At 69.7% G+C, this 19,663-nt stretch carries 25 protein-coding genes; 12 read left to right on the top strand and 13 right to left on the bottom strand.

Annotated elements, in window-relative coordinates; all coding sequences use genetic code 11:
* Positions 1-3 precede the first annotated feature (3 nt).
* The 4 genes from gloA to MYSTI_RS02465 all read left to right on the top strand — a co-directional run bounded on the left by gloA (position 4) and on the right by MYSTI_RS02465 (position 3,209).
* Entirely contained in the window at positions 4-390 is a 387-nt protein-coding gene (gene gloA / locus MYSTI_RS02480; RefSeq protein WP_015346114.1) for a lactoylglutathione lyase, read from the top strand.
* Positions 391-509: 119 nt separating this feature from the next.
* Positions 510-1,283 (top strand): NAD(+) diphosphatase, encoded by a 774-nt coding sequence (nudC, locus tag MYSTI_RS02475; protein ID WP_044278378.1) that lies wholly within the window; start codon positions 510-512, stop codon positions 1,281-1,283.
* Positions 1,284-1,367: 84 nt separating this feature from the next.
* Positions 1,368-2,300 (top strand): oxygenase MpaB family protein, encoded by a 933-nt coding sequence (locus tag MYSTI_RS02470; protein WP_015346112.1) that lies wholly within the window; start codon positions 1,368-1,370, stop codon positions 2,298-2,300.
* A 216-nt stretch (positions 2,301-2,516) separates the two neighbouring features.
* Positions 2,517-3,209 carry a radical SAM protein gene (locus MYSTI_RS02465; RefSeq protein WP_015346111.1) on the top strand — a complete coding sequence of 231 codons (693 nt, stop codon included), beginning with the start codon at positions 2,517-2,519 and terminating at the stop codon, positions 3,207-3,209.
* 4 nt (positions 3,210-3,213) lie between these two features.
* Here MYSTI_RS02465 and MYSTI_RS02460 read toward each other — a convergent pair whose 3' ends face one another.
* Together MYSTI_RS02460 and MYSTI_RS02455 are read right to left on the bottom strand one after the other, a co-directional pair.
* Entirely contained in the window at positions 3,214-3,732 is a 519-nt protein-coding gene (locus tag MYSTI_RS02460) for a hypothetical protein (protein ID WP_015346110.1), read from the bottom strand.
* Between the two features lie 55 nt (positions 3,733-3,787).
* Complete coding sequence (locus tag MYSTI_RS02455; RefSeq protein ID WP_015346109.1) at positions 3,788-4,069, bottom strand: hypothetical protein; 282 nt, start codon at positions 4,067-4,069, stop codon at positions 3,788-3,790.
* Between the two features lie 88 nt (positions 4,070-4,157).
* On the opposite strand from MYSTI_RS02455, the gene MYSTI_RS02450 reads away from it, so the two are divergent.
* On the top strand, positions 4,158-4,487 hold the full coding sequence (locus MYSTI_RS02450) for a hypothetical protein (RefSeq protein ID WP_015346108.1): 330 nt from the start codon (positions 4,158-4,160) through the stop codon (positions 4,485-4,487).
* A 12-nt stretch (positions 4,488-4,499) separates the two neighbouring features.
* Here MYSTI_RS02450 and MYSTI_RS02445 read toward each other — a convergent pair whose 3' ends face one another.
* From MYSTI_RS02445 to MYSTI_RS02435, 3 genes are all read right to left on the bottom strand, one after another.
* Positions 4,500-4,868, bottom strand: a complete 369-nt coding sequence (locus tag MYSTI_RS02445) for a hypothetical protein (RefSeq protein WP_015346107.1) — start codon at positions 4,866-4,868, stop codon at positions 4,500-4,502.
* 151 nt (positions 4,869-5,019) lie between these two features.
* Entirely contained in the window at positions 5,020-5,274 is a 255-nt protein-coding gene (locus MYSTI_RS02440; RefSeq protein ID WP_086009828.1) for a GIY-YIG nuclease family protein, read from the bottom strand.
* A gap of 64 nt (positions 5,275-5,338) precedes the next feature.
* On the bottom strand, positions 5,339-5,659 hold the full coding sequence (locus MYSTI_RS02435; RefSeq protein ID WP_015346105.1) for a CBS domain-containing protein: 321 nt from the start codon (positions 5,657-5,659) through the stop codon (positions 5,339-5,341).
* Positions 5,660-5,804: 145 nt separating this feature from the next.
* Here MYSTI_RS02435 and MYSTI_RS02430 point away from each other — a divergent pair, with 145 nt between their 5' ends.
* The 5 genes from MYSTI_RS02430 (at position 5,805) to pdxA (ending at position 11,064) form a co-directional block, all read left to right on the top strand.
* A complete protein-coding gene (locus MYSTI_RS02430) occupies positions 5,805-6,824 on the top strand; it encodes an alpha/beta fold hydrolase (protein ID WP_015346104.1) in 1,020 nt (339 codons plus the stop codon).
* A 70-nt stretch (positions 6,825-6,894) separates the two neighbouring features.
* Positions 6,895-7,902 (top strand): peptidylprolyl isomerase, encoded by a 1,008-nt coding sequence (locus MYSTI_RS02425; RefSeq protein WP_015346103.1) that lies wholly within the window; start codon positions 6,895-6,897, stop codon positions 7,900-7,902.
* 74 nt (positions 7,903-7,976) lie between these two features.
* On the top strand, positions 7,977-8,966 hold the full coding sequence (locus MYSTI_RS02420; protein ID WP_015346102.1) for a peptidylprolyl isomerase: 990 nt from the start codon (positions 7,977-7,979) through the stop codon (positions 8,964-8,966).
* 65 nt (positions 8,967-9,031) lie between these two features.
* A complete protein-coding gene (locus MYSTI_RS02415; protein ID WP_015346101.1) occupies positions 9,032-10,000 on the top strand; it encodes a peptidylprolyl isomerase in 969 nt (322 codons plus the stop codon).
* A gap of 41 nt (positions 10,001-10,041) precedes the next feature.
* A complete protein-coding gene (pdxA, locus tag MYSTI_RS02410; protein ID WP_015346100.1) occupies positions 10,042-11,064 on the top strand; it encodes a 4-hydroxythreonine-4-phosphate dehydrogenase PdxA in 1,023 nt (340 codons plus the stop codon).
* Here pdxA and MYSTI_RS02405 read toward each other — a convergent pair.
* Entirely contained in the window at positions 10,988-11,320 is a 333-nt protein-coding gene (locus MYSTI_RS02405; protein ID WP_015346099.1) for a hypothetical protein, read from the bottom strand. The genes pdxA and MYSTI_RS02405 overlap by 77 nt on opposite strands.
* A gap of 280 nt (positions 11,321-11,600) precedes the next feature.
* Between MYSTI_RS02405 and MYSTI_RS02400 the strand changes: the two genes are divergently transcribed.
* On the top strand, positions 11,601-13,025 hold the full coding sequence (locus MYSTI_RS02400; RefSeq protein ID WP_015346098.1) for an MATE family efflux transporter: 1,425 nt from the start codon (positions 11,601-11,603) through the stop codon (positions 13,023-13,025).
* Here MYSTI_RS02400 and MYSTI_RS02395 read toward each other — a convergent pair whose 3' ends face one another.
* A complete protein-coding gene (locus MYSTI_RS02395) occupies positions 13,026-14,507 on the bottom strand; it encodes an AgmX/PglI C-terminal domain-containing protein (RefSeq protein WP_015346097.1) in 1,482 nt (493 codons plus the stop codon). It abuts the gene before it with no gap.
* A 220-nt stretch (positions 14,508-14,727) separates the two neighbouring features.
* Between MYSTI_RS02395 and MYSTI_RS02390 the strand changes: the two genes are divergently transcribed.
* Positions 14,728-15,141 carry a nuclear transport factor 2 family protein gene (locus MYSTI_RS02390; protein WP_015346096.1) on the top strand — a complete coding sequence of 138 codons (414 nt, stop codon included), beginning with the start codon at positions 14,728-14,730 and terminating at the stop codon, positions 15,139-15,141.
* Positions 15,142-15,146: 5 nt separating this feature from the next.
* On the opposite strand, the gene MYSTI_RS02385 is transcribed toward MYSTI_RS02390, so the two are convergent.
* From MYSTI_RS02385 to MYSTI_RS02360, 6 genes are read right to left on the bottom strand one after another with little or no spacing between them, the layout of a single operon-like run.
* On the bottom strand, positions 15,147-15,557 hold the full coding sequence (locus MYSTI_RS02385; protein ID WP_015346095.1) for a response regulator: 411 nt from the start codon (positions 15,555-15,557) through the stop codon (positions 15,147-15,149).
* Positions 15,557-16,306: an ATP-binding protein gene (locus MYSTI_RS02380; RefSeq protein WP_015346094.1), complete on the bottom strand. Its 750-nt coding sequence runs from the start codon at positions 16,304-16,306 to the stop codon at positions 15,557-15,559. The genes MYSTI_RS02385 and MYSTI_RS02380 overlap by 1 nt, the downstream gene beginning before the upstream one ends.
* Before the next feature lie 3 nt (positions 16,307-16,309).
* Positions 16,310-17,086 (bottom strand): response regulator, encoded by a 777-nt coding sequence (locus tag MYSTI_RS02375; protein WP_233278412.1) that lies wholly within the window; start codon positions 17,084-17,086, stop codon positions 16,310-16,312.
* Complete coding sequence (locus MYSTI_RS02370; RefSeq protein WP_015346092.1) at positions 17,086-18,507, bottom strand: sensor histidine kinase; 1,422 nt, start codon at positions 18,505-18,507, stop codon at positions 17,086-17,088. Before MYSTI_RS02370 ends, MYSTI_RS02375 begins: the two co-directional genes overlap by 1 nt.
* Positions 18,504-19,133, bottom strand: coding sequence for a thioredoxin domain-containing protein (locus tag MYSTI_RS02365; protein ID WP_015346091.1), 630 nt, complete (start codon positions 19,131-19,133; stop codon positions 18,504-18,506). The genes MYSTI_RS02370 and MYSTI_RS02365 overlap by 4 nt, the downstream gene beginning before the upstream one ends.
* On the bottom strand, positions 19,130-19,567 hold the full coding sequence (locus MYSTI_RS02360; protein ID WP_015346090.1) for a response regulator: 438 nt from the start codon (positions 19,565-19,567) through the stop codon (positions 19,130-19,132). Before MYSTI_RS02360 ends, MYSTI_RS02365 begins: the two co-directional genes overlap by 4 nt.
* Positions 19,568-19,663: the final 96 nt, after the last annotated feature.

The raw sequence follows: 19,663 nt of genomic DNA, 5'->3' as shown, positions 1-19,663 counted from the left end.
CGCATGCGAATCCTGCACACCATGTTGCGCGTTGGAGACCTGGAGAAGTCGCTCGACTTCTACACGCGGGTCATCGGCATGAAGCTCCTGCGCCGCCACGAGTACCCCGACGGGAAGTTCACCCTCGCCTTCGTCGGCTTCGGCCCCGAGGACACGCACCCCGCGCTGGAGCTCACGTACAACTGGGGCGTGGAGAAGTACGAACTGGGCACCGCGTATGGCCACGTGGCCCTGGGCGTGAAGGACATCCGCGCCACGTGTGACGCGATTCGGCAGGCGGGCGGAAAGGTCGTCCGCGAGCCGGGCCCCATGAAGCACGGCACCACCGTCATCGCCTTCGTCGAGGACCCGGACGGCTACCGCGTGGAGCTCATCGAACAGGGCAGCTGAGCCACTCCCTCGGGGCGCTCGCAACGAGACCTGCGTCCATCCGGCCGAGCCGTTAAGGTGGGGAGGTGACCTCCTTCCTCTCCGGCTACGAACCGCCTGACCGCCCTCGCGACGGCGCGATGCTCTTCCTCACGCGAGGCATGGACGTGCTCATCCATGAGCACGCGGGCACCGTCACCGTCCCCACGGGCGCCACGTTCCCGGAGCTCACCGCCTCCGCCCACTACCTGGGCGCGCTCGACGGAGAGGACTGCTACTGCGCCCCGCTGCCCCGGGACTTCACCCCGCCCGAGGGCACGTCGCTGGTGCCCGCCCGCTCTCTCTACAAGCGGCTGGACGAAGCGCGCTTCGCGGTGGCGGGCCGGGCCCTCGCCATCGTGGAGTGGGACGTGCAGCACCGCTTCTGTGGACGCTGCGGCCAGCCCACCGAGCTCGTCCGAGGCGAGCGCGCCCGCCGCTGCCCCGTGGACAAGACGCCCTTCTACCCGCGCATCTCCCCCGCGATGATCGTGCTCGTCACCCGGGGCGACACGATGCTGCTCGCGCGAAACTCCTCGCTGCCCGAGCCCATGTTCAGCACCCTCGCGGGCTTCGTCGACGCGGGCGAGTCCCTGGAGGAGTGTGTCGCCCGGGAGGTGCGCGAAGAGGTCAACGTCGAGGTGAAGAACATCCGCTACTTCGGCTCGCAGCCGTGGCCCTTCGGGCGCTCGCTCATGGTGGGCTTCACAGCCGAGTACGCGGGAGGTGACGTGCGCGTCGACGGCAAGGAGATTGCCGAGGCCGACTGGTTCCACCCCGACCACCTGCCGCGCATCCCTCCCAGGCTGAGCATCGCCCGCCACCTCATCGACGCCTTCGTCGCGCGCGTGAAGGGCTCGCCGTCGCGAAGCTGACAGCCACCGCGCCCCCCAGGCCCGCTGTGCGCGCCCACCTGCCCCATCGGGTAGGCTGCCCGCACCGCTGGAAGGGAGCACCGGATGGACCGCTTCGCGCTGAGAGACCGCACGGACCGACTCGACGCACAGACGCAGTACGAGGACATCGTCCGCATCCTCGCCACCCAGGAGTTCCCCTGGGACATCGAGCAGGCCCTCAGCTTCGCGCTGTTCCGCACCTACGCGGTGCCCAGCATCGGCGTGCTGCTGCACCAGACGGGGGAGTTCACCCAGCGCACCCAGAAGCGCTACGACGACACCGTGCTCATCCTCGACACCATCCTCGAGCACGGCATCCACAGCGCCGCGGGCAAGAGCGCCTTCCGTCGCATGAACCAGATGCACGGCGCCTATGACATCTCCAACGATGACATGCGCTACGTGCTCTCCACCTTCGTCGTGACGCCCGTGCGCTGGGTCGCCGAGTTCGGCTGGCGGCCCTTCACCCCTCACGAGCAAGCGGCGTGGACGCTCAACTACCGCGAGGTGGGCCGGCACATGGGCATCCGGGACATCCCGGAGACGTACGACGCGTTCGAGACGTACCTGGATGACTACGAGGCCCGGCACTTCGCCTTCGACGAGCGCGGCCGCGCCGTCGCCGATGCCACGCTCGAGCTGCTCACCACCTTCCCGCCCTCCCACCTGGCGCCCAAGAAGCTGGTGAACCTCTTCGCGCGCACGCTCATGGAGGACGCCCTGCTGGACGCGTTCCACTACGAGCGCCCCTCCGCGCTCAGCCGGAAGGTGTTCCGCTCCGCGCTCCAGCTCCGGGGGAAGTTCGTCCGCTACTTCCTGTCCCCGCGCCAGGAGCCTTCTTTCGGACGCTCGCGCCCCAACGTGCGCAGCTATCCCCAGGGCTACCAGGTCGAACACCTGGGCACATTCCCCAAGGGCTGCCCCGTCCACGCCGTCTCCCAGGCGCAGGACGCGGAGGTGCCCGCGAGGCGGGCCCAGGGCGGCGGCGGCACCTAGCCCGGCCCGGAAAGCCCCCGGCGGCGGACCCCAGCGGCCCCGTGTCTGCCCGCCCGGGCCCGGCCGCAAGTGCGCCAGATTCCACGGACTTCCCCGCGCCTCGCTCCGAGGAATCCCCTGCCTTCGCCCAAGCGTTTGTTTCAAGACGGGGTGTCGCGGCTTGACCTGCCGGGCTGACTGGGGTTGAAGCGCCGCTCCCTGTTTCACGAAGAAGCCATGCCCGTCGCGCGTCCTCACATCGAGCCCCGTCTCGTTCCCTCCGCGGATTCCGTGGTGGTGAAGGAGATCTACCTCTCGCTCCAGGGCGAGTCCTCGCACGCTGGCCTGCTGTGCGCGTTCATCCGCCTCACTGGCTGCCACCTGCGCTGCACCTACTGCGACAGCGAGTTCGCCTTCCACGGCGGCAAGCGGCGGAAGAACGCGGAGATTCTCGAGGAGGTGAAGTCCCTGCGCACGCCTCGCGTGGAAATCACCGGCGGCGAGCCGCTGCTCCAGCCCGGTGTCTACCCGCTGATGCAGTCGCTGCTCGACGGGGGCTACACGGTGCTGCTGGAGACCAGCGGCGCCATCGACGTGCGGCTGGTGCCTCCGGACGTGCACAAAATCGTCGACATGAAGACGCCATCATCGGGCGAGTCGTCCCGCAATGACTTGCGCAACTTCGCGTCGATGAACGCGCGCGACGAGCTGAAGTTCGTCATCGGCTCGCGCGAGGATTACGAGTGGAGCAAGGCGCTCATCACCGAGCACCGGCTGGCCGAGAAGCCCTTCGCGCTGCTGTTCTCCACCGTGTTCGACAAGCTCCACCCGCGCGAGCTCGCGGAGTGGACCGTCGACGACCGGCTCCCTGTCCGCTTCCAGCTCCAGATGCACAAGTACCTCTGGGACCCGAACGCGCGCGGCGTGTGAGGCGTCAGTCCAGGCTCACGGACATGACGGCCCAGGCCACGTAGACGGCATAGAGCGCCTCGCAGACGAAGAGGGCCAGGCCGGCGCCCCCCAGCTTCGTGCCCAGCCGCACGAAGCGCTGGCCTCCGCGAGGACTCTTCCGCTGACGGATGCGCCACCCTTCCCACAGCCCGAGCACCAGGGCTGGCGCGCTCACCGCGCCCAACAGCAGCGTCAGCAGCACGATGAGCTGGAAGCCGGCCTCCCGGTTCCATCCGGCGTTGCCGCCGAAGAAGAAGTAGCCCGCGACCGGCACCAGCAGCAGCACCGTCAGCGCCGCCAGGCAGCCCAGCACCATCACCGCCCAGGCCAGGCCCGACGCCCGCTCGTTCCTGCGTCGCCACGCCAGGCACGGCTCGCAGTAGGGCGCGGCGTCCTCCACTTCCAGGCACTCACCACACAGGAAGCCCCCGCAGCGCGCGCAGGTGGCCACCGCCGTGGCTTGAGCGTGACTCGCGCAGCGCGCCTCCAGACCCTGCCTCATGGGCGATGACTCCCTTCGCTCTTCACGAGGCGAGTCTGACAGAGCGCCCCGCGGCCTAGAACCCGGGAGGGGGCACGTGCACCGTCGCCGCCGTCACGGCATGCACACTCAGCCCCAGGAACACCGCGGCCAGGACGGTGCACGACATGAAGCCCGCGACGATGAGGCCCTTGCGCCGGTGCTCGAACTGGCTGAAGGCGTAGAAGAGCACGTAGCAGGGGATGAGCAGCACCATCACGCCCGTGCCCACGCTGCGACGGAAGGCATGGACGACGAGGAAGGCGGCGCACACCAGGGCGACCAGGCTGAACAAGATGGCGAGCGGAAGCAGCGGCACGCCCACCCCTTAGCACGTTCCACCTCTGGCCAGGATGCCGTGCACATACTAAGCACGGCCCGTCGTCCTCCCGCCGAGGTGCATGCGAATGAATGCCGCCAAGACGCTGCTCAACTTCGTCCTCTCGGGGACCCTGCTGGGCGTCCTCGTCGCATCCTGGGCCGGCCCTCACTTCATCGGCTGGTACAACGAGACGCCCCTGGCGACCCAGACGATGTGCAACCTGCCCAAGGTCGTCCATGAGGTGACGTCCACGCTCCTCACCTGGCAGATGGTGGGAGCCGGCATCGGCGCCGTCGTCTTCCTGGTGCTGGGAATCCTCTTCAGCGTGCGCGCCAACCGGAAGGCCCAGAAGGAGGGCGCTCGCACGCCGCCTCCCGCCGCGCCTCCTCCGGCCACGTCCCAGCCCGCGCCCTGAGCCGCTTCGCGGTTACAGCGTCCGGACCAGGACCGTAGGCGTGGTGCCCAGCAGGCCGCCCCCCTCGTCGTCCATCACGTTGACCTGCAGCTGGAAGCGCGTGGGCTCCGTCACCGCCGGGGCCGTCCACGTGGGCGCACGGGTATGAGGGTCACTGAACTGGCCCGCTGGCTCCGCCGGCACCTGGACCCAGTTGTAGGTAATCGGGTCCCCGTCCTGGTCCTTCACCTCGAAGACGAGCTCCACGACGCCGCCAGGAGCCACCGTCTTCGGGGACGGTGTCGGCCCGTTGGTGACCCGGGGCGGATGGTTCGGCGCCCCACCACAGGCCGTGGCCAGGACGACCAGCGCCGCGAAGACTCCTGAAAACAACCGCTGCATGAACTGCCCCCTGTGAAGAGTGGTTCCACGGTAACGCTTGGGCGCTCGGCCGAGTATCGGGAGAGCACTCGGCCAGGCTCCAGATTCCTGGATGACGACACATGGGCGCGCCAAGGGTCGCCCATTCACCATCCGCTCCGCACCCGGATGCTCAGCGCCCACCGCGCCCTCGCTTCCGGACCGCGGAGGAGACCAGCATCAACTTGTCGCTTCGGGTCAGCCGCTTGATGGCGGCTTCCCGCCGCAGGGCCGCGCTCCGGTCCTCGACGGACTCGCTCCAGACGAGGGTGACGGGCAGCCGCGCGCGCGTGTACGCCGCGCCACGCCCACGTCCGTGGGTGGCCACCCGGCGCTCCAGGTTGTTCGTGGCGCCGGTGTAGAGCGAGCCATCCCGGCAGCGCAGCATGTAGACAGTCCAACGGGGGGAATCGTCCGGCACGACGGCGCCACTGTAGCGCGACCGCCTCCCGTCAGGTGGACGGATGTCCTCCGCGCCGCGCTCGTCCCTTCGCTGGGGAGTCGAGCGCACGGACGGTGCGCCTGCGGCCCCCTCCCGTCGAGTCGACCCACGCCATCACGTCCGACACCGGCGCGAGCGGATCTCCCCGCCAGGCCTCCAGGAGGTGCGCCTCGCTCACCAGCCCGAGCAACCCGCCGCTCTCCTCGACGACGCCCAGGAGCCGCACCTGGTGCCGCTCCATCTCCCGCAGCGCTCTGAGGAGGGTGTCTGTAGGAAAAACGGTGGCGATGAAGGACGACCATGCTTCCTTGATTGCCCTGTTCCGCTCCATCCCGTGGCCTCCGGACCCAGATGGGCCGGGGTGATGCAACGGCCCTGCCGACCAGGGTGGGTGCCCTCCATTGGACGCGGCAACGGGCGTGAGACCGGCTTAGAGTGGGGGGGTGACACGGCGACAGGTGGCGCGGCTGGGGCGGATGGCGGACCTCTTCTCGCGGACGATGAATCGCGGAACCGAGGGCTTGCTGACTCTGACGTTCCGTCCGGATGAACTTTATCGAGTGCCCACGGACGACGGCGCGGCCATCGCACTGGGGCGTTACCACGCGCGAGGCGAGCGTCGGCACGCCGAGCCCGTCATCCTCTGCCATGGGCTGGGCGCCAACCGCTTCCACCTGGACTTCGACGAGCACTACAGCCTGGCGCGCTACCTGGCGCGGGCGGGCTTCGAGACGTGGGTGCTGGAATTGCGCGGGCGGGGGTTGGCGGGCGACGCAGCCGACTTCACGTTCGACGACCAGGCCGAGCACGACGTGCGCACCGCGCTGCGCACCGTGGTCTCCACCGGGGCCAAGGAAGTGCTCTGGGTGGGGCACTCCAAGGGCGGCCTGACGCTGTACGCCCACCTGGCGAAGAACCCGCAGGCACCGGTGCGGGCCGCGGCCATCCTGGGCAGCCCCTTCACCTTCGCGGTGCAGCCGGGGCTTCGCACCTTCATCCAGCGCGTGGAGCCGCTCCTGCGGCTCAAGGTCATCCCCACCGGCCGCGTCACCAGCATCGCGCTGCTGGGCGCGCCGCCGGGCCCGCTGAGCCGGTACATGATGCTGGCGGACAACATGGAGCCGGACGTCGTGCGGCGCGCGCTGGCCAACGTGCCCGCCAACATCTCCGGCGGCGTGGCGCGCCAGTTCGCCCGGTGGATCTCCACCAACCGTTTCACCTCGTACGACGGCGGCGTCGACTACCGCGAGGCGCTGGCGGACGTGCGCATCCCCTTCCTCCTGCTCGCGGGGAGCAAGGACCTGCTGGCCCCTCCCATGTCGGTGGCGCGGGCGAAGGAGGCCCTGGGTGGTCCGGTGAAGTTCCTCGTGGCCGGGCGGGGGCACGGCTTCGGGGAGGACTACGGGCACGCGGACCTGGTGCTGGGCCGCCGCGCGCCGGACGAAATCTTCCCCCTGGTGGAAGCGTTCCTGTCCGCGCATGCCACCCGGCCGTGAGCCGGCCAACGAGGCGGGGGGCTCCCGGTTGTCCGGGCCCTCTCGCCGTGCTAGCCGGAAGCCCTCCTCCATGAGTCTGTCCTCGCGCCTCCTCACCCTCGCCCTGCTGGCACCCGCCGCGTGCGGGAAGGCGCCAGCCGAGGCCCCCTCCGGCCAGGCGGTGATGGACCTGCGCCACACCCGTCCGCCGGGCGGGCGGGCCGTGGCGCGCTGGAGCGGCGATTCGGTGACGGCGGAGGAGCTGACCCGACGCTTCCAGGAGATGAGCCCCGCGCTGCGCGAGCGCTACGTGGACCTGGGCTCGCGGCGCGACTACGTGGAGTCGCTGGCCCGCTTCGACCTGCTGGTGCGCGAGGCCCTGGCCCAGGGACTCCAGGACGACGCGGAGGTGGTGGAGGCCACGCGGCGCGCGCTGGTGGCGCGGCTGATGCGCTCGCGGCTGGAGGAGGCCCGGGTCGCCATCACCGACGCGGAGCTGGCGGAGGCCTACGCCGCGCGCCGGGACGACTTCGTGCGCCCGGAGATGGTGCGGCTGTCCCATGTCTTCCTCGCCGCCCCGCGCGGTGACGACGCGGCGGAGGCCGCCGCGCGGAGCCAGGCCCAGGCCGTCCTCGCCCAGGCGCGCGCGCTGCACGCGAGCGACTTCGCCGCCTTCGGACAGCTGGCGCGCGAGCACAGCCAGGAGCCTCGCACCGCGCCGCTCGACGGAGACCTTCGCTTCCTCCCGCTCGACGCCCTGTCCCACGAGTTCGGCCCGGAGGTCGCCCAGGCGGCCCGGGCGCTCACGGACGAGGGCGCGCTGAGCGACGTGGTGCGCACGGAGAAGGGCCTGCACGTGCTGAAGCTGCGCGCGCGCCAGCCCGCGCGGCACCTCTCGCTGGACGACGTGCGCGAGGAATTGCGCGTGCGGCTGGAGAGCGAGAAGCGCACGCGGGCCTGGGCCGACTATCTGGCGAACGTGGAGAAGCGGCTCTCGCTCTCCGTGGACATGGACGCGCTGGGAAAGGTGCCCGTGGACGTCCAGGCGCCCATGCGCGCGCACACGGGCGTGATGCCCGGCACGGTGCCCGCCCCATGAGGGCCCGCTTGCCAGCCTGGTGGGCCATCCCCACCTTCGGTGGCCGCCCCCACCCTTCCCCCAGGACTTCGCGCATGCGCCTTTCTCCTACCCGCGCTCCCCTGCTGTCCCTGGTGCTCACCCTCGCGGTGGGCTCGGGTTGCAACACGCCGCCCAAGTCGACGCCGGACCCCACGGTGGTCGCCACCGTGAATGGCGAGGCGCTCTCCCGCGCCGACTTCGAGCAGGAGCTGGGCCGGGAGCTCGCCTCCACGGAGGCCGCGCAGCGCACGCCCGAGGAGATAGAGCCCTTCAAGCGCACGCTCCTGGACACGTACATCCAGCGGATGCTGCTGCTGCAGGCGGCGCGGAAGAACAACATCACCGTCACCCCGGAGGAGGTGGACCGGGGCGTGCTGCGCCTGTCGGGCGACTACCCGGCGGGCAACTTCAACGAGGTGCTGGCCCAGGGGCAGCTGTCCCTCGCGGAGCTGCGGGCGCGCGAGGCCAGCCGGCTCACCATCGAGAAGCTCTTCTCCCACCATGTCTACTCGCGGGTCGCCCTGACGGAGGAGGAGCTGCGGGCCTACTACGCGGTGCATGAGTCGGAGCTGCACGAGGCGGAGCAGGTCCACGCCGCCCAAATCGTGGTGAAGGGGCTGGACGAGGCGCGGCGCGTCCAGGCGCAGCTCAAGTCCGGCAAGAAGTTCGCGGACCTGGCGCGCAGGTACTCGCTGAGCGCGGACGCCAAGGTGGGGGGCGACCTGGGGTTCTTCCCCCGAGGACAGATGCCGCCCGCCTTCGACGAGGTGGTATTCAAGCTCGGGGTCGGGCAGGTTTCGGACGTGGTGTCCACCGAGTACGGCTACCACCTGTTCAAGGTGCTGGAGCGCAAGCCCGCGCGCAAACGCGACTTCGCCGAGGCACGGCAATGGGTGGAATCCAAGCTCCTGGAGGAGAAGCGGGCGCAGGCGCAGGACGCGTTCGTGAAGGAGCTGAGGGACAAGGCGCAGGTTCAGGTGAATGAGGCCACGCTGCAGGCCATCCGCGGACAGCCCGCGGTGGTTCCGCAGGCGGCGAAGTAACGAGATTGAGCGACGGCCCGGCGGACAGTTGGACGGGCCCGAGGTGGTGCGGAAGGATGCACGGAATGATGAAGCGGGTGGCATTCGTCGCGGTCGCGGCGCTCCTGGGGAGCGCTCCGGCGGCGCGCGCGGAGATGGTGGACAAGGTGGCCGCGGTGGTGAACCGCGACATCATCACCCTGTCGGAGGTCCAGCAGCGGGTGGCTCCGGAGCTGGCCCGCATCAACGCGGGGGACCCGGCCAAGCGCGCGGAGCTGCGCGCCCAGCTGATGAAGACCGGGCTGGACACCCTCATCGGCGAGAAGCTGATGGAGGCCCAAATCGCGGAGCTGGGCATCACCGCGACCGAGGGCCAGGTGGACGAGCTGGTCAACGACGTGCGCCGGCAGAACGACAACATGGACCAGGCGCAGTTCGAGCAAGCGCTCGCCGCCGAGGGCCTCACGCTGGCGAAGTACCGCGACATCCTGCGCAAGAAGATCCTCCGGGACCAGCTCCTGCGCGCCAAGGTGGGCCCCAAGGTGAAGGTCACCGAGGAGGACCTGAAGGCCGCCTACAACCAGTACGCCCGCGCGGAGGGCGAGGACTCGGAGGTCCACGCGCGCCACATCCTGGTGTCGGTGGACCCGAAGGCCACCGAGGAGCAGGTGGCCGCGGCCCGCAAGAAGGCGGAGGGCATTGCCCAGGAAGCGCGCCGTGAGGGCATGGACTTCTCCGCCCTGGCGCGCGCCCGCAGCGAGGGCCCCAGCGCCGCGGACGGCGGAGACCTGGGCTGGTTCAAGCGCGGCGTCATGGTGGCCGCGTTCGAGAAGGTGGCCTTCAACCTCAAGCAGGGCGAGGTCAGCGAGCCGGTGCGCACCAACTTCGGCTGGCACGTGCTGAAGGTGGAGGAGCGCCGCTCCGTGGCCGCCGCGCCCTACGAGGAGATGCGCCCCAAGCTGGAGGGCAAGCTCATCGAGCAGAAGACGGAGAAGTTCCTCGAGCAGTACGTGCAGGAGCTGCGGCAGAAGGCCAGCGTCGAAGTGAAGATGTAGCCTGAGGCTCGCGCAAGGGGGATGCTCGGGGCGTGAGCCTCATGAGCCTCCCCCTTGTCGGTATCTCCCTGGGTGACGTGTCGGGCATCGGGCCGGAGGTGACGGCCGCGGCCCTGGCGCGCCCCACCGTGCGCCGCGCGCTCATCCCCGTCATCTTCGGGGATGGGCCCTCGCTGGAGCGCTTCCCCCTCTTCCGCCGCTACGCCCGCGTGGAGTCCAGCGCCCTGGGCCGCGTGGAGTCCCCCACCGTGGTGGAGGTGACGAAGCTCCCCGCGAAGGAGCGCGTCCCCGGCCGCCCGTCCCTCGAGGGAGGCCGCGCGCAGTACGCCTACGTCACGCGCGCCATCGACGCCATGCGCGCCGGGCACGTGGACGCGCTGTGCACCGCGCCTGTCTCCAAGGAGCAGATTTCGCGCGCGGGCATCCCCTTCATGGGCCACACGGAGGTGCTGGCGGAGGCCTTCGGCGTGGAGGTGATGATGATGATGGACGGGCCGCGCCTGCGCATCGCCCTGGCCACCAACCACGTCCCGCTCTCCGCGCTGTCCTCGCGGCTCACCGTGGACGGCCTCACCGCGCAGCTCAAGCTGCTCTCACGCGCGCTCACGCCCGTCGTCGGACGCAAGCCGCGCATCGCCGTGCTGGGGCTGAACCCTCACGCGGGCGAAGGGGGCCTCCTGGGCCGCGAGGAGGTGGAGGTCATCGGCCCCGCCATCCGCAAGGCGCGCGCGGCGAAGGTGGATGCCCAGGGGCCCTTCCCCGCGGACGGCCTCTTCGCGAAGCCCGACGAGGCGGGCGCGAAGTACGACGCGGTGCTGGCCATGTATCACGACCAGGGACTCATCCCCGCCAAGGCGCTGGACTTCGAGCGCACCGTCAACGTGACGCTGGGGCTGCCCGTGCCGCGCACGTCGCCGGACCACGGCACCGCCTACGCCATCGCCGGGAAGGGACAGGCCAACTGCGTGCCCATGGTGGAGGCGCTGCTCAAGGCCGCTCAGCTCGCGCGGCCCGCCGCACGAGGTGCTCGGCGAGGTCCTCGCCGTCCTGCTCCGGGTCGATGAGCCGGGCGTGACAGCCCACGCCGCTGGCGGGAATCACCAGCACGGTGACCTTGCCGACGGGGCACTCGCCCAGGCATCCGGAAGAGAACACGCGCGAGGTCGGCGCGAGTCCCCGCGCGGCCAGGGACTCTCGGATGCGGCGCGGCAGGTCCACGCCGCCCAGGCTCGCGTCCAGCTTCACCAGGCAGTTGTGACACACGTGCAGCTCCGTCGGCTGCGTGCCGGGAGCGGCCTCGGGCGGAAGGGGCGTGCGCATCGTCCACGAGCATAAAGCCGACCCCCGCTCCTGTTCACGACCTGGAGGAAGTGCCTGGCCGCTCGCCCTCCGGGTGTCGACAAAGTCCTTGCGGCCCCGGGTTGGCTCCATAAGCTGGACGTGGGTTCCGAGGGGCACCCGCACCCGGAAAGACGACGTCACCCTCACCCGGAACCGCGCTTCCATTCAGGCTCCTGGCGAATTCCTTTCATGGCCCAGACACGGGTGGGGCCAGCATCGAGGAATTTTCAATGGCATCCCTGAACGAGGGCCGCGGCTCATGAAGGCACCGCTCGGCCGAGACCTGACCACGGGCAGCATTCCGCGCCACATGGTCGCCTTCTCCATCCCCATGCTGGTGGGGAGCTTCCTGCAGACGGCGTACAGCTTCATCAACGCCATCTGGGTGGGGAAGTTCCTGGGCACCGAGGCGCTGGCGGCGGTGACGGTGAGCTTCCCCGTCATCTTCGTCCTGTTCTCCATCGGCATGGGCCTCACGATGGCGACCAGCATCCTGGTGTCGCAGAACTACGGCGCCAAGCGCATGGACGAACTGCGCAAGGTCGTCGACAGCTCGACGGTGCTCATCTACTCGCTGGGCCTGGTGCTCACCGTGCTGGGCGAGTGGCTGGCGCCGTCCATCCTCCGGCTGATGGACACGCCGCCGGAGATTTTCGAGGAGTCCGTCAGCTACCTGCGCGTCTTCCTGCTGTCGATGCCCCTGGGCTTCGGGCTCTTCCTCACGCGCAGCCTGCTGCAGGGCGTGGGTGATTCGAAGACGCCGCTCTATTTCCAGGCGGGCTCGGTGCTGTTCACCATCGCGTTGGACCCCGTGCTGATGTTCGGCTGGCTGGGGCTGCCCAAGCTGGGGCTGAACGGAACGGCGTGGGCCACGGTGGTCGCGCAGGTGCTGGCGCTCATCTCGCTGTTGACCTACCTGCGCATGAAGCAGGCCCCCGTCGCGCCTCGCCTGCCTCGGCTGGACCACTTGTGGCCCACCACACTGAAGACGCTGCGCATCGGCGTGCCGGCCGCGGTGCAGCAGTCGCTCGTGTCCATCGGCATGGTGTTCGTGACGGGCATCGTGAACGGCTTCGGCGAGGTGGCCACGGCGGCCTTCGGCGCGGCCTCGCGCATCGACCAGATTGCGTTCATGCCGGCGATGACGTTCGGCATGGCCGTCTCCACGCTCGCGGGACAGAACCTGGGCGCGGGCCGGTATGACCGCGTGCAGGAGGTCTTCAAGTGGGGATGCATCTTCAGCGGGGGCATCACCCTGCTCATCTCCGCGATGGCGGTGACGTTCCCCGAGGCCCTGCTGAGCATGTTCGTCTCGGACCCGGCCGTGCTCGCGCCGGGCGTCGAGTACCTGCACATCGTGGGCGGCACCTACGTCCTCTTCGCGCTCATCTTCGTCAGCAACGGCGTCATCAACGGCGCGGGCCGCACGATGATGACGACGGTGTTCTCGCTGGTGAGCCTCTGGGTGGTGCGAGTCCCCGTGGCGTACTGGCTGTCACGCCGCATGGACAACGTGAAGGGCGTGTGGATTGCCATGGCCCTGAGCTTCGCGGTGTCGCTGGCGGTGAGCATGGCCTACTACTTCTCCGGCCGGTGGCAGAAGCCGCTGCTCAAGAACGCCCCCAACGGCCCCGCCGCGCCCAACCCCGGTGAGATGTTCGGCCACGAGACGGGCGAGGCCTGATTAGAAGACGAACGGGAAGTGGATGGGCGCGGGCATGCGGACCGCGTGCATCGGGAACTTCCAGCCGCGCACCACGCCCTCGATGCAGCTGGCGACGGGCGTGGCGCGCAACGCGGGCGTGTCCATGGCCACGTCCGTCGTCTCGCCACCGGGTTGCACGGACCAGCTCACCACGAAGTGGCCGCCCTTCTCCAACAGGGACTCCGCGGCGTGCTGGTGCAGGCACTCGGCGACCGCGGGCTGGTTCGCCACCACCACCTGCTGGATGTCGTCCGCCGTGAGGTGCTCCTTCTCTCCCAGCTCGGGAGGGACGTACACGGTCCGAGCGGCGGTGGGCTCCGACGCCTCGGGTGCGGCCTCCTCCGTGAAGCCCAGCTCCCGAGCGAACTCCTCGTCGAGCTCCGACTCGGCGGCCTCTTCTTCCACGACGGCCTCATCCCGCGAAGACAGGGTGGAGTCCTCGGGGGTGGCCTCCTCCTCGAAGGTCAGCTCCTGGACCGGAGCCTGGGCTTCTCCCTGTGCCGACCGTGGAGCCTCCTGCTCGACGGCGGCCTCCTCGGCGCGCCTCACGCGAGACGTGACGGCGAGGGTGTCCTGCCGGGCGAGCGCATCGGTGGCCTCCATCGTCGCGAGTGACGCGGCGGCCGCCGGTGGGGCCTCCGCGGGCGGCGCTTGAATCGCGCTGGCGATATCACCCACCCGCGTTGACGACGGCACGGAGGGAATCGCTCCCACGACAGGCGGAGGAATCTCTCGCGCCTCCATCGGCCGCGGCGGCGCCACGGGGCTTGCTGGCGCCACGGGCACCTGCGTGTCGGCGAGGGCGGGCCGCTGTGCCTCCGCGCGCAGCTCCGCGACCTCCACCTGTCGGAAGGTGCCGACCTCCCAGAGGCGCACGCTCGCGACCACGAGCATCCCGGCCGCGAGCGCCCCCACCACCGCGACGCCGAGCAGGACGCCCGACACGATGTCCAAGCCCCGGTGCGGCGTCCGCGGCGGGCCTTCCCACATCGGGATGCCCCAGGGCCGCTCCTGGAGATTGGGCCGCGCGGGCGCCGCGGAGGCACGCTGGCTCCACGGGAGGCTCCGCGACGACGCGGGAGGACTCGGCACCTGCGCGTGAGCCCAGGCCGGACGCACGGGCTCCGCCACGGCAACAGCAGGATTCTCCCGCATCCACGCGGGAATCAGCAGCGGCGCCCCGGCGCGCTCCGCCTCCGCGAACGCCGTCTCCGGAGACCGCGCGAGCCAGCGAATCTCCTCCTCCGCCAACGTCAGCAGCGCACTCAGGTCGTCCGCGTCGTCCTCCTCCGAGTCCTCCTCGGGCGCGTCGTCGACCAGCTCCCGGTCCAGGTACGCGTCGAGGTCCGCGTCCAGCGCCTCCAGGACACCGAGGCAGGCCGCGTCGCCTGCCTCCGGAGCGGGAGTGTCCTCCCCTCGTGCGCGAAGCCCCTCTTCGCCTCCCGACAGAAACTCGCCCATCCACCCTCCCCTCGACCGCGTGGCCGTTCCCGCTCCAGGGCAAGCAACCTAGGGATGGGTTCTGTTGGTGCCAGTCCGACTGTCCCGCCCCGGACACTCGCGTGTCCTCAGGCGGGCCGGATGTCCGCTGTCTCACGGGCTTTCATGGGGGTTCCCCGTACGCCCCTATCGCTGTTCCCCAGCCAACCCGTCCCCGCAGCGAACGCATAGACTCACGCCCATGCGCAATCCCCGGAGTGTCGAGGACGTCCAGGCCCTGCTGTCCTTGGAGCAAGCGATTGTCCGCGCCATCCACGCGCGCGATACGCAGTCGCTGAAGAACTTCATGGCGGAAGACTTTGTCTTGCGCGGCGCGGGCGCCGAGGAGTCAGACAGGGCCGCGTTCCTCACCGCCATCTCCACGCTCGAGGCAGACATCCTCTCGCTGGAGACTCAGAACGTGCGAGCGCACGTTTTTGGTGAGACGGGAATCCTGACAGGCACTCAGCTCGCGCGGGTCCGCATGGCCGACGGCACCATCATCAACGACATCAGCGAGTTCGCGGATGTCTGCCAGCGTCGCGATGGTCGCTGGTGGGTGGTCCTGGCCCACAGCATCACCATCCCCGAGCCGGCCCCCTCCCCTCCGGCTTGAGACGCTCAGGGCCTGCGAGGGCCCTGCGCCGACGACGACATCCCCAGCGGTCGCTGGGGCAACAGCTTGAACAGGAACGCCAACAACGCCTCGAAGTGGTCTCCCTTCCGGAAGACCGCATCCACCGGCATGTCGATGGCACTGTCCGCGCCGGTGACGAACACGACCTTCGCCCCGGGCATGTGGTGACGCACCAACGGAATCAACCCCGTTCCAAAGCCATCACCCAGGCTCTGATCCAGCAGCACCGCGTCGATGGGTCTGGGGTGGTTGAGCCACTTCTCCGCTTCTGAATACGAACCCGCTGTGACGACCGCGAAGCCCGCTTCCTCCAGCAGCGCCGCGAGCGTCATCCGGTTGGACGGGTCATCTTCCACCAGCAGCAGGCATCGCCCGAAGGTCCAGCTCGTCTCCATCACTTGCTCCCCCATATCTCTTCCTGCACCGCGGTCCGCTTCCGCCCCCCCGCCTCCGGGCGGTTGGGGAAGTGGATCTCGACGTGAGTGCCCCCGGAAGGGCCTCCGTCCAATGCCACCTTCCCCCCATTGCGCAGCACCAACCGCTGCACGATGTTCAATCCCAGCCCCGCATGGCCGGGTCGTGTTGAATAGAAGGGCTCGAAGGCGCGCGAATAGGCCTCTGGCGCCAGCCCCTCTCCCACATCCTCGACTCGGAGGGAGACGCCTCCCTCCCCTTCATCAACGTCCCAGGTCCGCACCGTGAGCAGACCCCCGCGCGGCATGGACTCCACCGCGTTGTCCACCAGACAGCGCATCAAGAGCGCCAGGTCCTCCACGTCCAGCGGCACCGAGCCTCGCGCCCGGAAGTCGCGCTCCACCTTCACGTGCTCCGGCACCCGCGCCTCCAACAGCGCGCGCTCCGCCGCCTCGCCCGCATGGCACAGCGGCCGCTCACTGCTGGCCACCGGAGCCCGGCGCGTCAGCACCTCCTCCGCCGCCGCCAGCTCCCGGTCAATCAACTGGAAGAAGGCCTCCACCCGGGCATCGGAACTCCAGGCGTCGGTCTTCTGCATCTTCCGCATCAGGTAGAACGACGCATTGCGGACACTGGCCAGCTTGTTGCGGAGGTCATGCCGCAGCGTGGAGGCCACGACATCCGCCACCGCGGCCCGTTCCCGCGCCTGGAGGTCTGCACGCACGCCCATCCGTCAATTCCTCACACCCGGAGGCCCGACGGGCCCCTGCACCCGAGGCTGTCCGCGCACTCGAGCAATGGCTTGCACCAACTCCCGCAAAGGCACCGGCTTCGTCATACACACCACCGCGCCTTGCGCCGCCACCTTCCGCAGCAGCTCCGGCACCACGTGGCCGGACATGGCAATAACGGCCACCGACAAATCCGCCGCCTTCACCTTGGCCACCAGCTCCGGACCGCTCATTTCTGGCATCACCAGGTCCAGCACACACACGTCGAAGTCGCCGGAACGCAGCCAGGTCAACGCCTCTTCGCCGCTGTACACGGCGCGCGCACGCAGGCCCACCGTGCTCAGCGCGCGCACCATGGCGCGGGCCACCGGCTCCGTGTCGTCCACCACCAACACCTGCGGCGCTCGCGCCGCGCGCAGGATGGTGTCCAGCGCGTGTGCCACGTCGAAGGGCTTGGGCAACACCGTGAAGGCGCCTTCGGCGAGCGCGTCCTCCACCAGTTCCTCCGCCGTGAAGGCCGTCATCAACACGACGGGCATGTCCGGGCGCGCCTGCTTGATGCGGCGCAACAAGTCCACCCCGTGCAAGCCCGGCATGCGCATGTCGCTGAGCACCACATCCACCGGGTGCTCTCCCAACAGACGCAGCGCTTCCTCGCCGTTGGCGGCCTCCAGGACGGTGTGGCCCTCCAACTCCAGGTTCGCCGCGAGCGTGATGCGCAGCCCCTCCTCGTCGTCGACCAAAAGGATGCGAGCGGGGCCCAAAGCCACGTCCTCCATCATGCGGCCTGCGCCGCCGCGGTTGCCGGAAGGTGAATATGGAATTCACTACCCCGGCCGGCTTCGCTTCGCACAGAGATTGTGCCTCCGTGACGTTGCACCATGTTCGCCACAATCGCCAGTCCCAAGCCCGTCCCACGCGTCTTGGTTGTGAAAAGCGGTTCGAAAATCTTGGGCAGCACGTCCGGTGGGATGCCCGCCCCGTCATCTATCACGCGAATGGCCCAGGGCCCCGCGTCTTGTCCTTCCGCCAGCACTGAAACCTGTCCCGTCCTTCCCGTTGGCATCGCCTCTACCGCGTTCTGCACCAGGTTCACCAGGACCTGACGGAACTGTTCCTTGTCCAGACTGGGCACGGGGAGAGACTCGGGGACTTCGTTGATGATGCGCACTCCGTCGCGCGGCGGCACGACGCCAATGGCCTCGTCCACCAGAGGTCGCAACGGACACGGCTGGAGCGCGGGGGGGCGCTCCCGCGCGAAGTCCAACAAGTCGGAGATGATCTTGGCGCACGCGCCCAGTTCCCGCTCCATGACCCCCAGGAACTGGGGGACCCGTGGGTCATCCGCCGCCCCAATCACATCCCGACTCAGTCGTCGGGAGAGGTAGGCGTGGGCGTTGCGCACGGCGGCCAACGGATTGCGCAGTTCATGACCCACGCTGGCGGCCAACTGACCCACCGCGGCGAGCTTCTCCACGCGGATGAGGTGCTCCTGGAAGCCGCTCAGCTCGCGCAGCGCGCGGTCCAGCGCGGCGGACTTCTCCTCTTCACGCTCGCGCGCCAACTCCAGCTCCGCGCGCCGCACCGCGACCTCGCGCATCTCCCGCCGCATCCCGCGTCCGGCGTGCAGCAACACCATGTCGAGGATGCCGACCCAGAAGCCGTGCTCCAGGAAGCGCCACCACCCCGGGTCCACGACGCCGTACACGGACTCCGGCCAGAGGAAGCCTCGGATGATGTGGTCCGCGATGGTGGCGCACGTCGCCGACAGCAGCACCCACGGGTCTCTGTACAGCGCGAGGAAGGCCAGCGAGACGAAGACGTGGAAGTGTGTCTCCACGCGCCCACCCGTCAGGTGGATGAGCAGCGAGGACCACAGCATCTGCGCCAGCGCCACCCCGTGCCGCGTGGCCGCGTCCCCGGGGCGCCAGCGCGCCAGCGCAATGGGAAACACGGTGAGCGCCGCGCCCAGGAAGAGGGCGGCATACACATGCGCGTGGGGCGCGCCGTCCTTGCCTTCCCATCCATAGGGCGCGACGAAGAGGGCCACGAGGATGCCGAAGGCCCACTGCGCCAGCATCAGCCCCGCGAAGAGGCGGTCCGTGCGGCGGCGCACGGCGCCCAGGTGCTCCCGGAACAGGAGGACGGCGCGTTCCTTCAATGCCACCGTCGGGCCGCTGACGTCCTCCGAGAGCTTCATGGGGTGTTCGTGGCCCGGACCCCGGGCGGTTCCTCCAGTGCGCAACCGTAGACCCCGTGCTCTGACGTCCCGCCCGACCCACCCGCATCCCGGAGCAGCGCCTCCACGGCGTCCCGCCCCGGATTGTCTCCTCGGTGTCCTCGCGCCGCGGTGAGCCCACCACTGAAGCGCAGCCGACCTTCCGCATCATAGAGCAAGGAGTGTCCAGAAGTGACGGCTCCGAACAAATGGGCTTGTGTCCCACCTTCATCCGCGAGCACGCGGACGCCCGGAATCCCGGCGGCGGCACGCCACAGGGGGCCTTGTGTCCAGTCTCCGGACGTCCCTTCCGGACGGAGGAACAGCACGCGCGCATCCAGCCGGCCCCGGGCGTGCTCCATCACCACCGCCAGCTCCCCCAGGCTCGCGCGGGTGCAGGGACAGCGCGGGTGCGCCAGCATCACCAGCGTGGGCCGCCCCTCGGCGCGAGGCGGATGCGCCTCTCGAGGCCATCGCGACGGCGCCTCCTGTCTGTCGCCAGGGGTGAGGGAATGTCGGGTCAGGAGCGAGAAGCCCACGGCCAGGGCGGCGAGCCACAGCACTCCCAGCGCCCCCCACATCCCCCGCGCGAACGCGGGACGCTTCATCGAGGACCCCACTTGTGCTCGGCCAGCCCGGACGTGAGCCGGCTCATCTCGCGCTTGAGTCGCGCGGAGGCCGCGGCGCGGTGGATCATCGCGATGAGGTCCGCGGGCTGGTACGGCTTGAGCACCAGGTAGAAGAGGCCCTGCGCATCCAACCTGTCACGCCAGTCGAGGTACTCGCGGCAGCCCGTCACCAGCACCCCCGCCAGGTGCGGGTCCTGCGTGACGGCCTCGCGCAGGAGCAGGATGCCGCTGGGCCCGGGCATGTGGAGGTCCGTGCACAGCACGTCGAAGCGGCTCCGCGCCAGCAGCACCCGCGCGGCATGCGCATCGCGAGCGGTCTGGACGTCGAAGTCCTCGGAGAGCACGGCCGCGGTGGTGGCGAGGACCGGTGCCTCGTCGTCCACCAGCAGCACCTGGAGCCGCGGGGCATTCATGGCGGGGACAGGGCCCGAGGATAACGCCCCTCCCGCCGGAGCGTGAGGGGATGTGGAGGACTGTTCGCCAATGACTGGCCCTCCAGTACCTCCGCG

It is taken from the genome of Myxococcus stipitatus DSM 14675 (genome assembly GCF_000331735.1).
Taxonomy (GTDB): domain Bacteria; phylum Myxococcota; class Myxococcia; order Myxococcales; family Myxococcaceae; genus Myxococcus; species Myxococcus stipitatus.
Note: the sequence above shows the minus strand (reverse complement) of the source record. Positions and strands in the feature narration are given on the sequence as shown.

Coding starts and splice junctions, on each gene's coding strand:
- MYSTI_RS02395 (WP_015346097.1), bottom strand. CDS start 14,507: ATGGGCGAGTTTCTGTCGGGAGGCGAAGAGGGGCTTCGCGCACGAGGG.
- MYSTI_RS02415 (WP_015346101.1), top strand. CDS start 9,032: ATGATGAAGCGGGTGGCATTCGTCGCGGTCGCGGCGCTCCTGGGGAGC.
- MYSTI_RS02375 (WP_233278412.1), bottom strand. CDS start 17,086: ATGGAGGACGTGGCTTTGGGCCCCGCTCGCATCCTTTTGGTCGACGAC.
- MYSTI_RS02460 (WP_015346110.1), bottom strand. CDS start 3,732: ATGAGGCAGGGTCTGGAGGCGCGCTGCGCGAGTCACGCTCAAGCCACG.
- MYSTI_RS02370 (WP_015346092.1), bottom strand. CDS start 18,507: ATGAAGCTCTCGGAGGACGTCAGCGGCCCGACGGTGGCATTGAAGGAA.
- gloA (WP_015346114.1), top strand. CDS start 4: ATGCGAATCCTGCACACCATGTTGCGCGTTGGAGACCTGGAGAAGTCG.
- MYSTI_RS02425 (WP_015346103.1), top strand. CDS start 6,895: ATGAGTCTGTCCTCGCGCCTCCTCACCCTCGCCCTGCTGGCACCCGCC.
- MYSTI_RS02390 (WP_015346096.1), top strand. CDS start 14,728: ATGCGCAATCCCCGGAGTGTCGAGGACGTCCAGGCCCTGCTGTCCTTG.
- MYSTI_RS02385 (WP_015346095.1), bottom strand. CDS start 15,557: ATGGAGACGAGCTGGACCTTCGGGCGATGCCTGCTGCTGGTGGAAGAT.
- MYSTI_RS02380 (WP_015346094.1), bottom strand. CDS start 16,306: ATGGGCGTGCGTGCAGACCTCCAGGCGCGGGAACGGGCCGCGGTGGCG.
- MYSTI_RS02430 (WP_015346104.1), top strand. CDS start 5,805: ATGGCGGACCTCTTCTCGCGGACGATGAATCGCGGAACCGAGGGCTTG.
- MYSTI_RS02450 (WP_015346108.1), top strand. CDS start 4,158: ATGAATGCCGCCAAGACGCTGCTCAACTTCGTCCTCTCGGGGACCCTG.
- nudC (WP_044278378.1), top strand. CDS start 510: ATGCTCTTCCTCACGCGAGGCATGGACGTGCTCATCCATGAGCACGCG.
- MYSTI_RS02365 (WP_015346091.1), bottom strand. CDS start 19,133: ATGAAGCGTCCCGCGTTCGCGCGGGGGATGTGGGGGGCGCTGGGAGTG.
- MYSTI_RS02405 (WP_015346099.1), bottom strand. CDS start 11,320: ATGCGCACGCCCCTTCCGCCCGAGGCCGCTCCCGGCACGCAGCCGACG.
- MYSTI_RS02360 (WP_015346090.1), bottom strand. CDS start 19,567: ATGAATGCCCCGCGGCTCCAGGTGCTGCTGGTGGACGACGAGGCACCG.
- MYSTI_RS02470 (WP_015346112.1), top strand. CDS start 1,368: ATGGACCGCTTCGCGCTGAGAGACCGCACGGACCGACTCGACGCACAG.
- pdxA (WP_015346100.1), top strand. CDS start 10,042: ATGAGCCTCCCCCTTGTCGGTATCTCCCTGGGTGACGTGTCGGGCATC.
- MYSTI_RS02445 (WP_015346107.1), bottom strand. CDS start 4,868: ATGCAGCGGTTGTTTTCAGGAGTCTTCGCGGCGCTGGTCGTCCTGGCC.
- MYSTI_RS02400 (WP_015346098.1), top strand. CDS start 11,601: ATGAAGGCACCGCTCGGCCGAGACCTGACCACGGGCAGCATTCCGCGC.
- MYSTI_RS02440 (WP_086009828.1), bottom strand. CDS start 5,274: ATGCTGCGCTGCCGGGATGGCTCGCTCTACACCGGCGCCACGAACAAC.
- MYSTI_RS02420 (WP_015346102.1), top strand. CDS start 7,977: ATGCGCCTTTCTCCTACCCGCGCTCCCCTGCTGTCCCTGGTGCTCACC.
- MYSTI_RS02465 (WP_015346111.1), top strand. CDS start 2,517: ATGCCCGTCGCGCGTCCTCACATCGAGCCCCGTCTCGTTCCCTCCGCG.
- MYSTI_RS02435 (WP_015346105.1), bottom strand. CDS start 5,659: ATGGAGCGGAACAGGGCAATCAAGGAAGCATGGTCGTCCTTCATCGCC.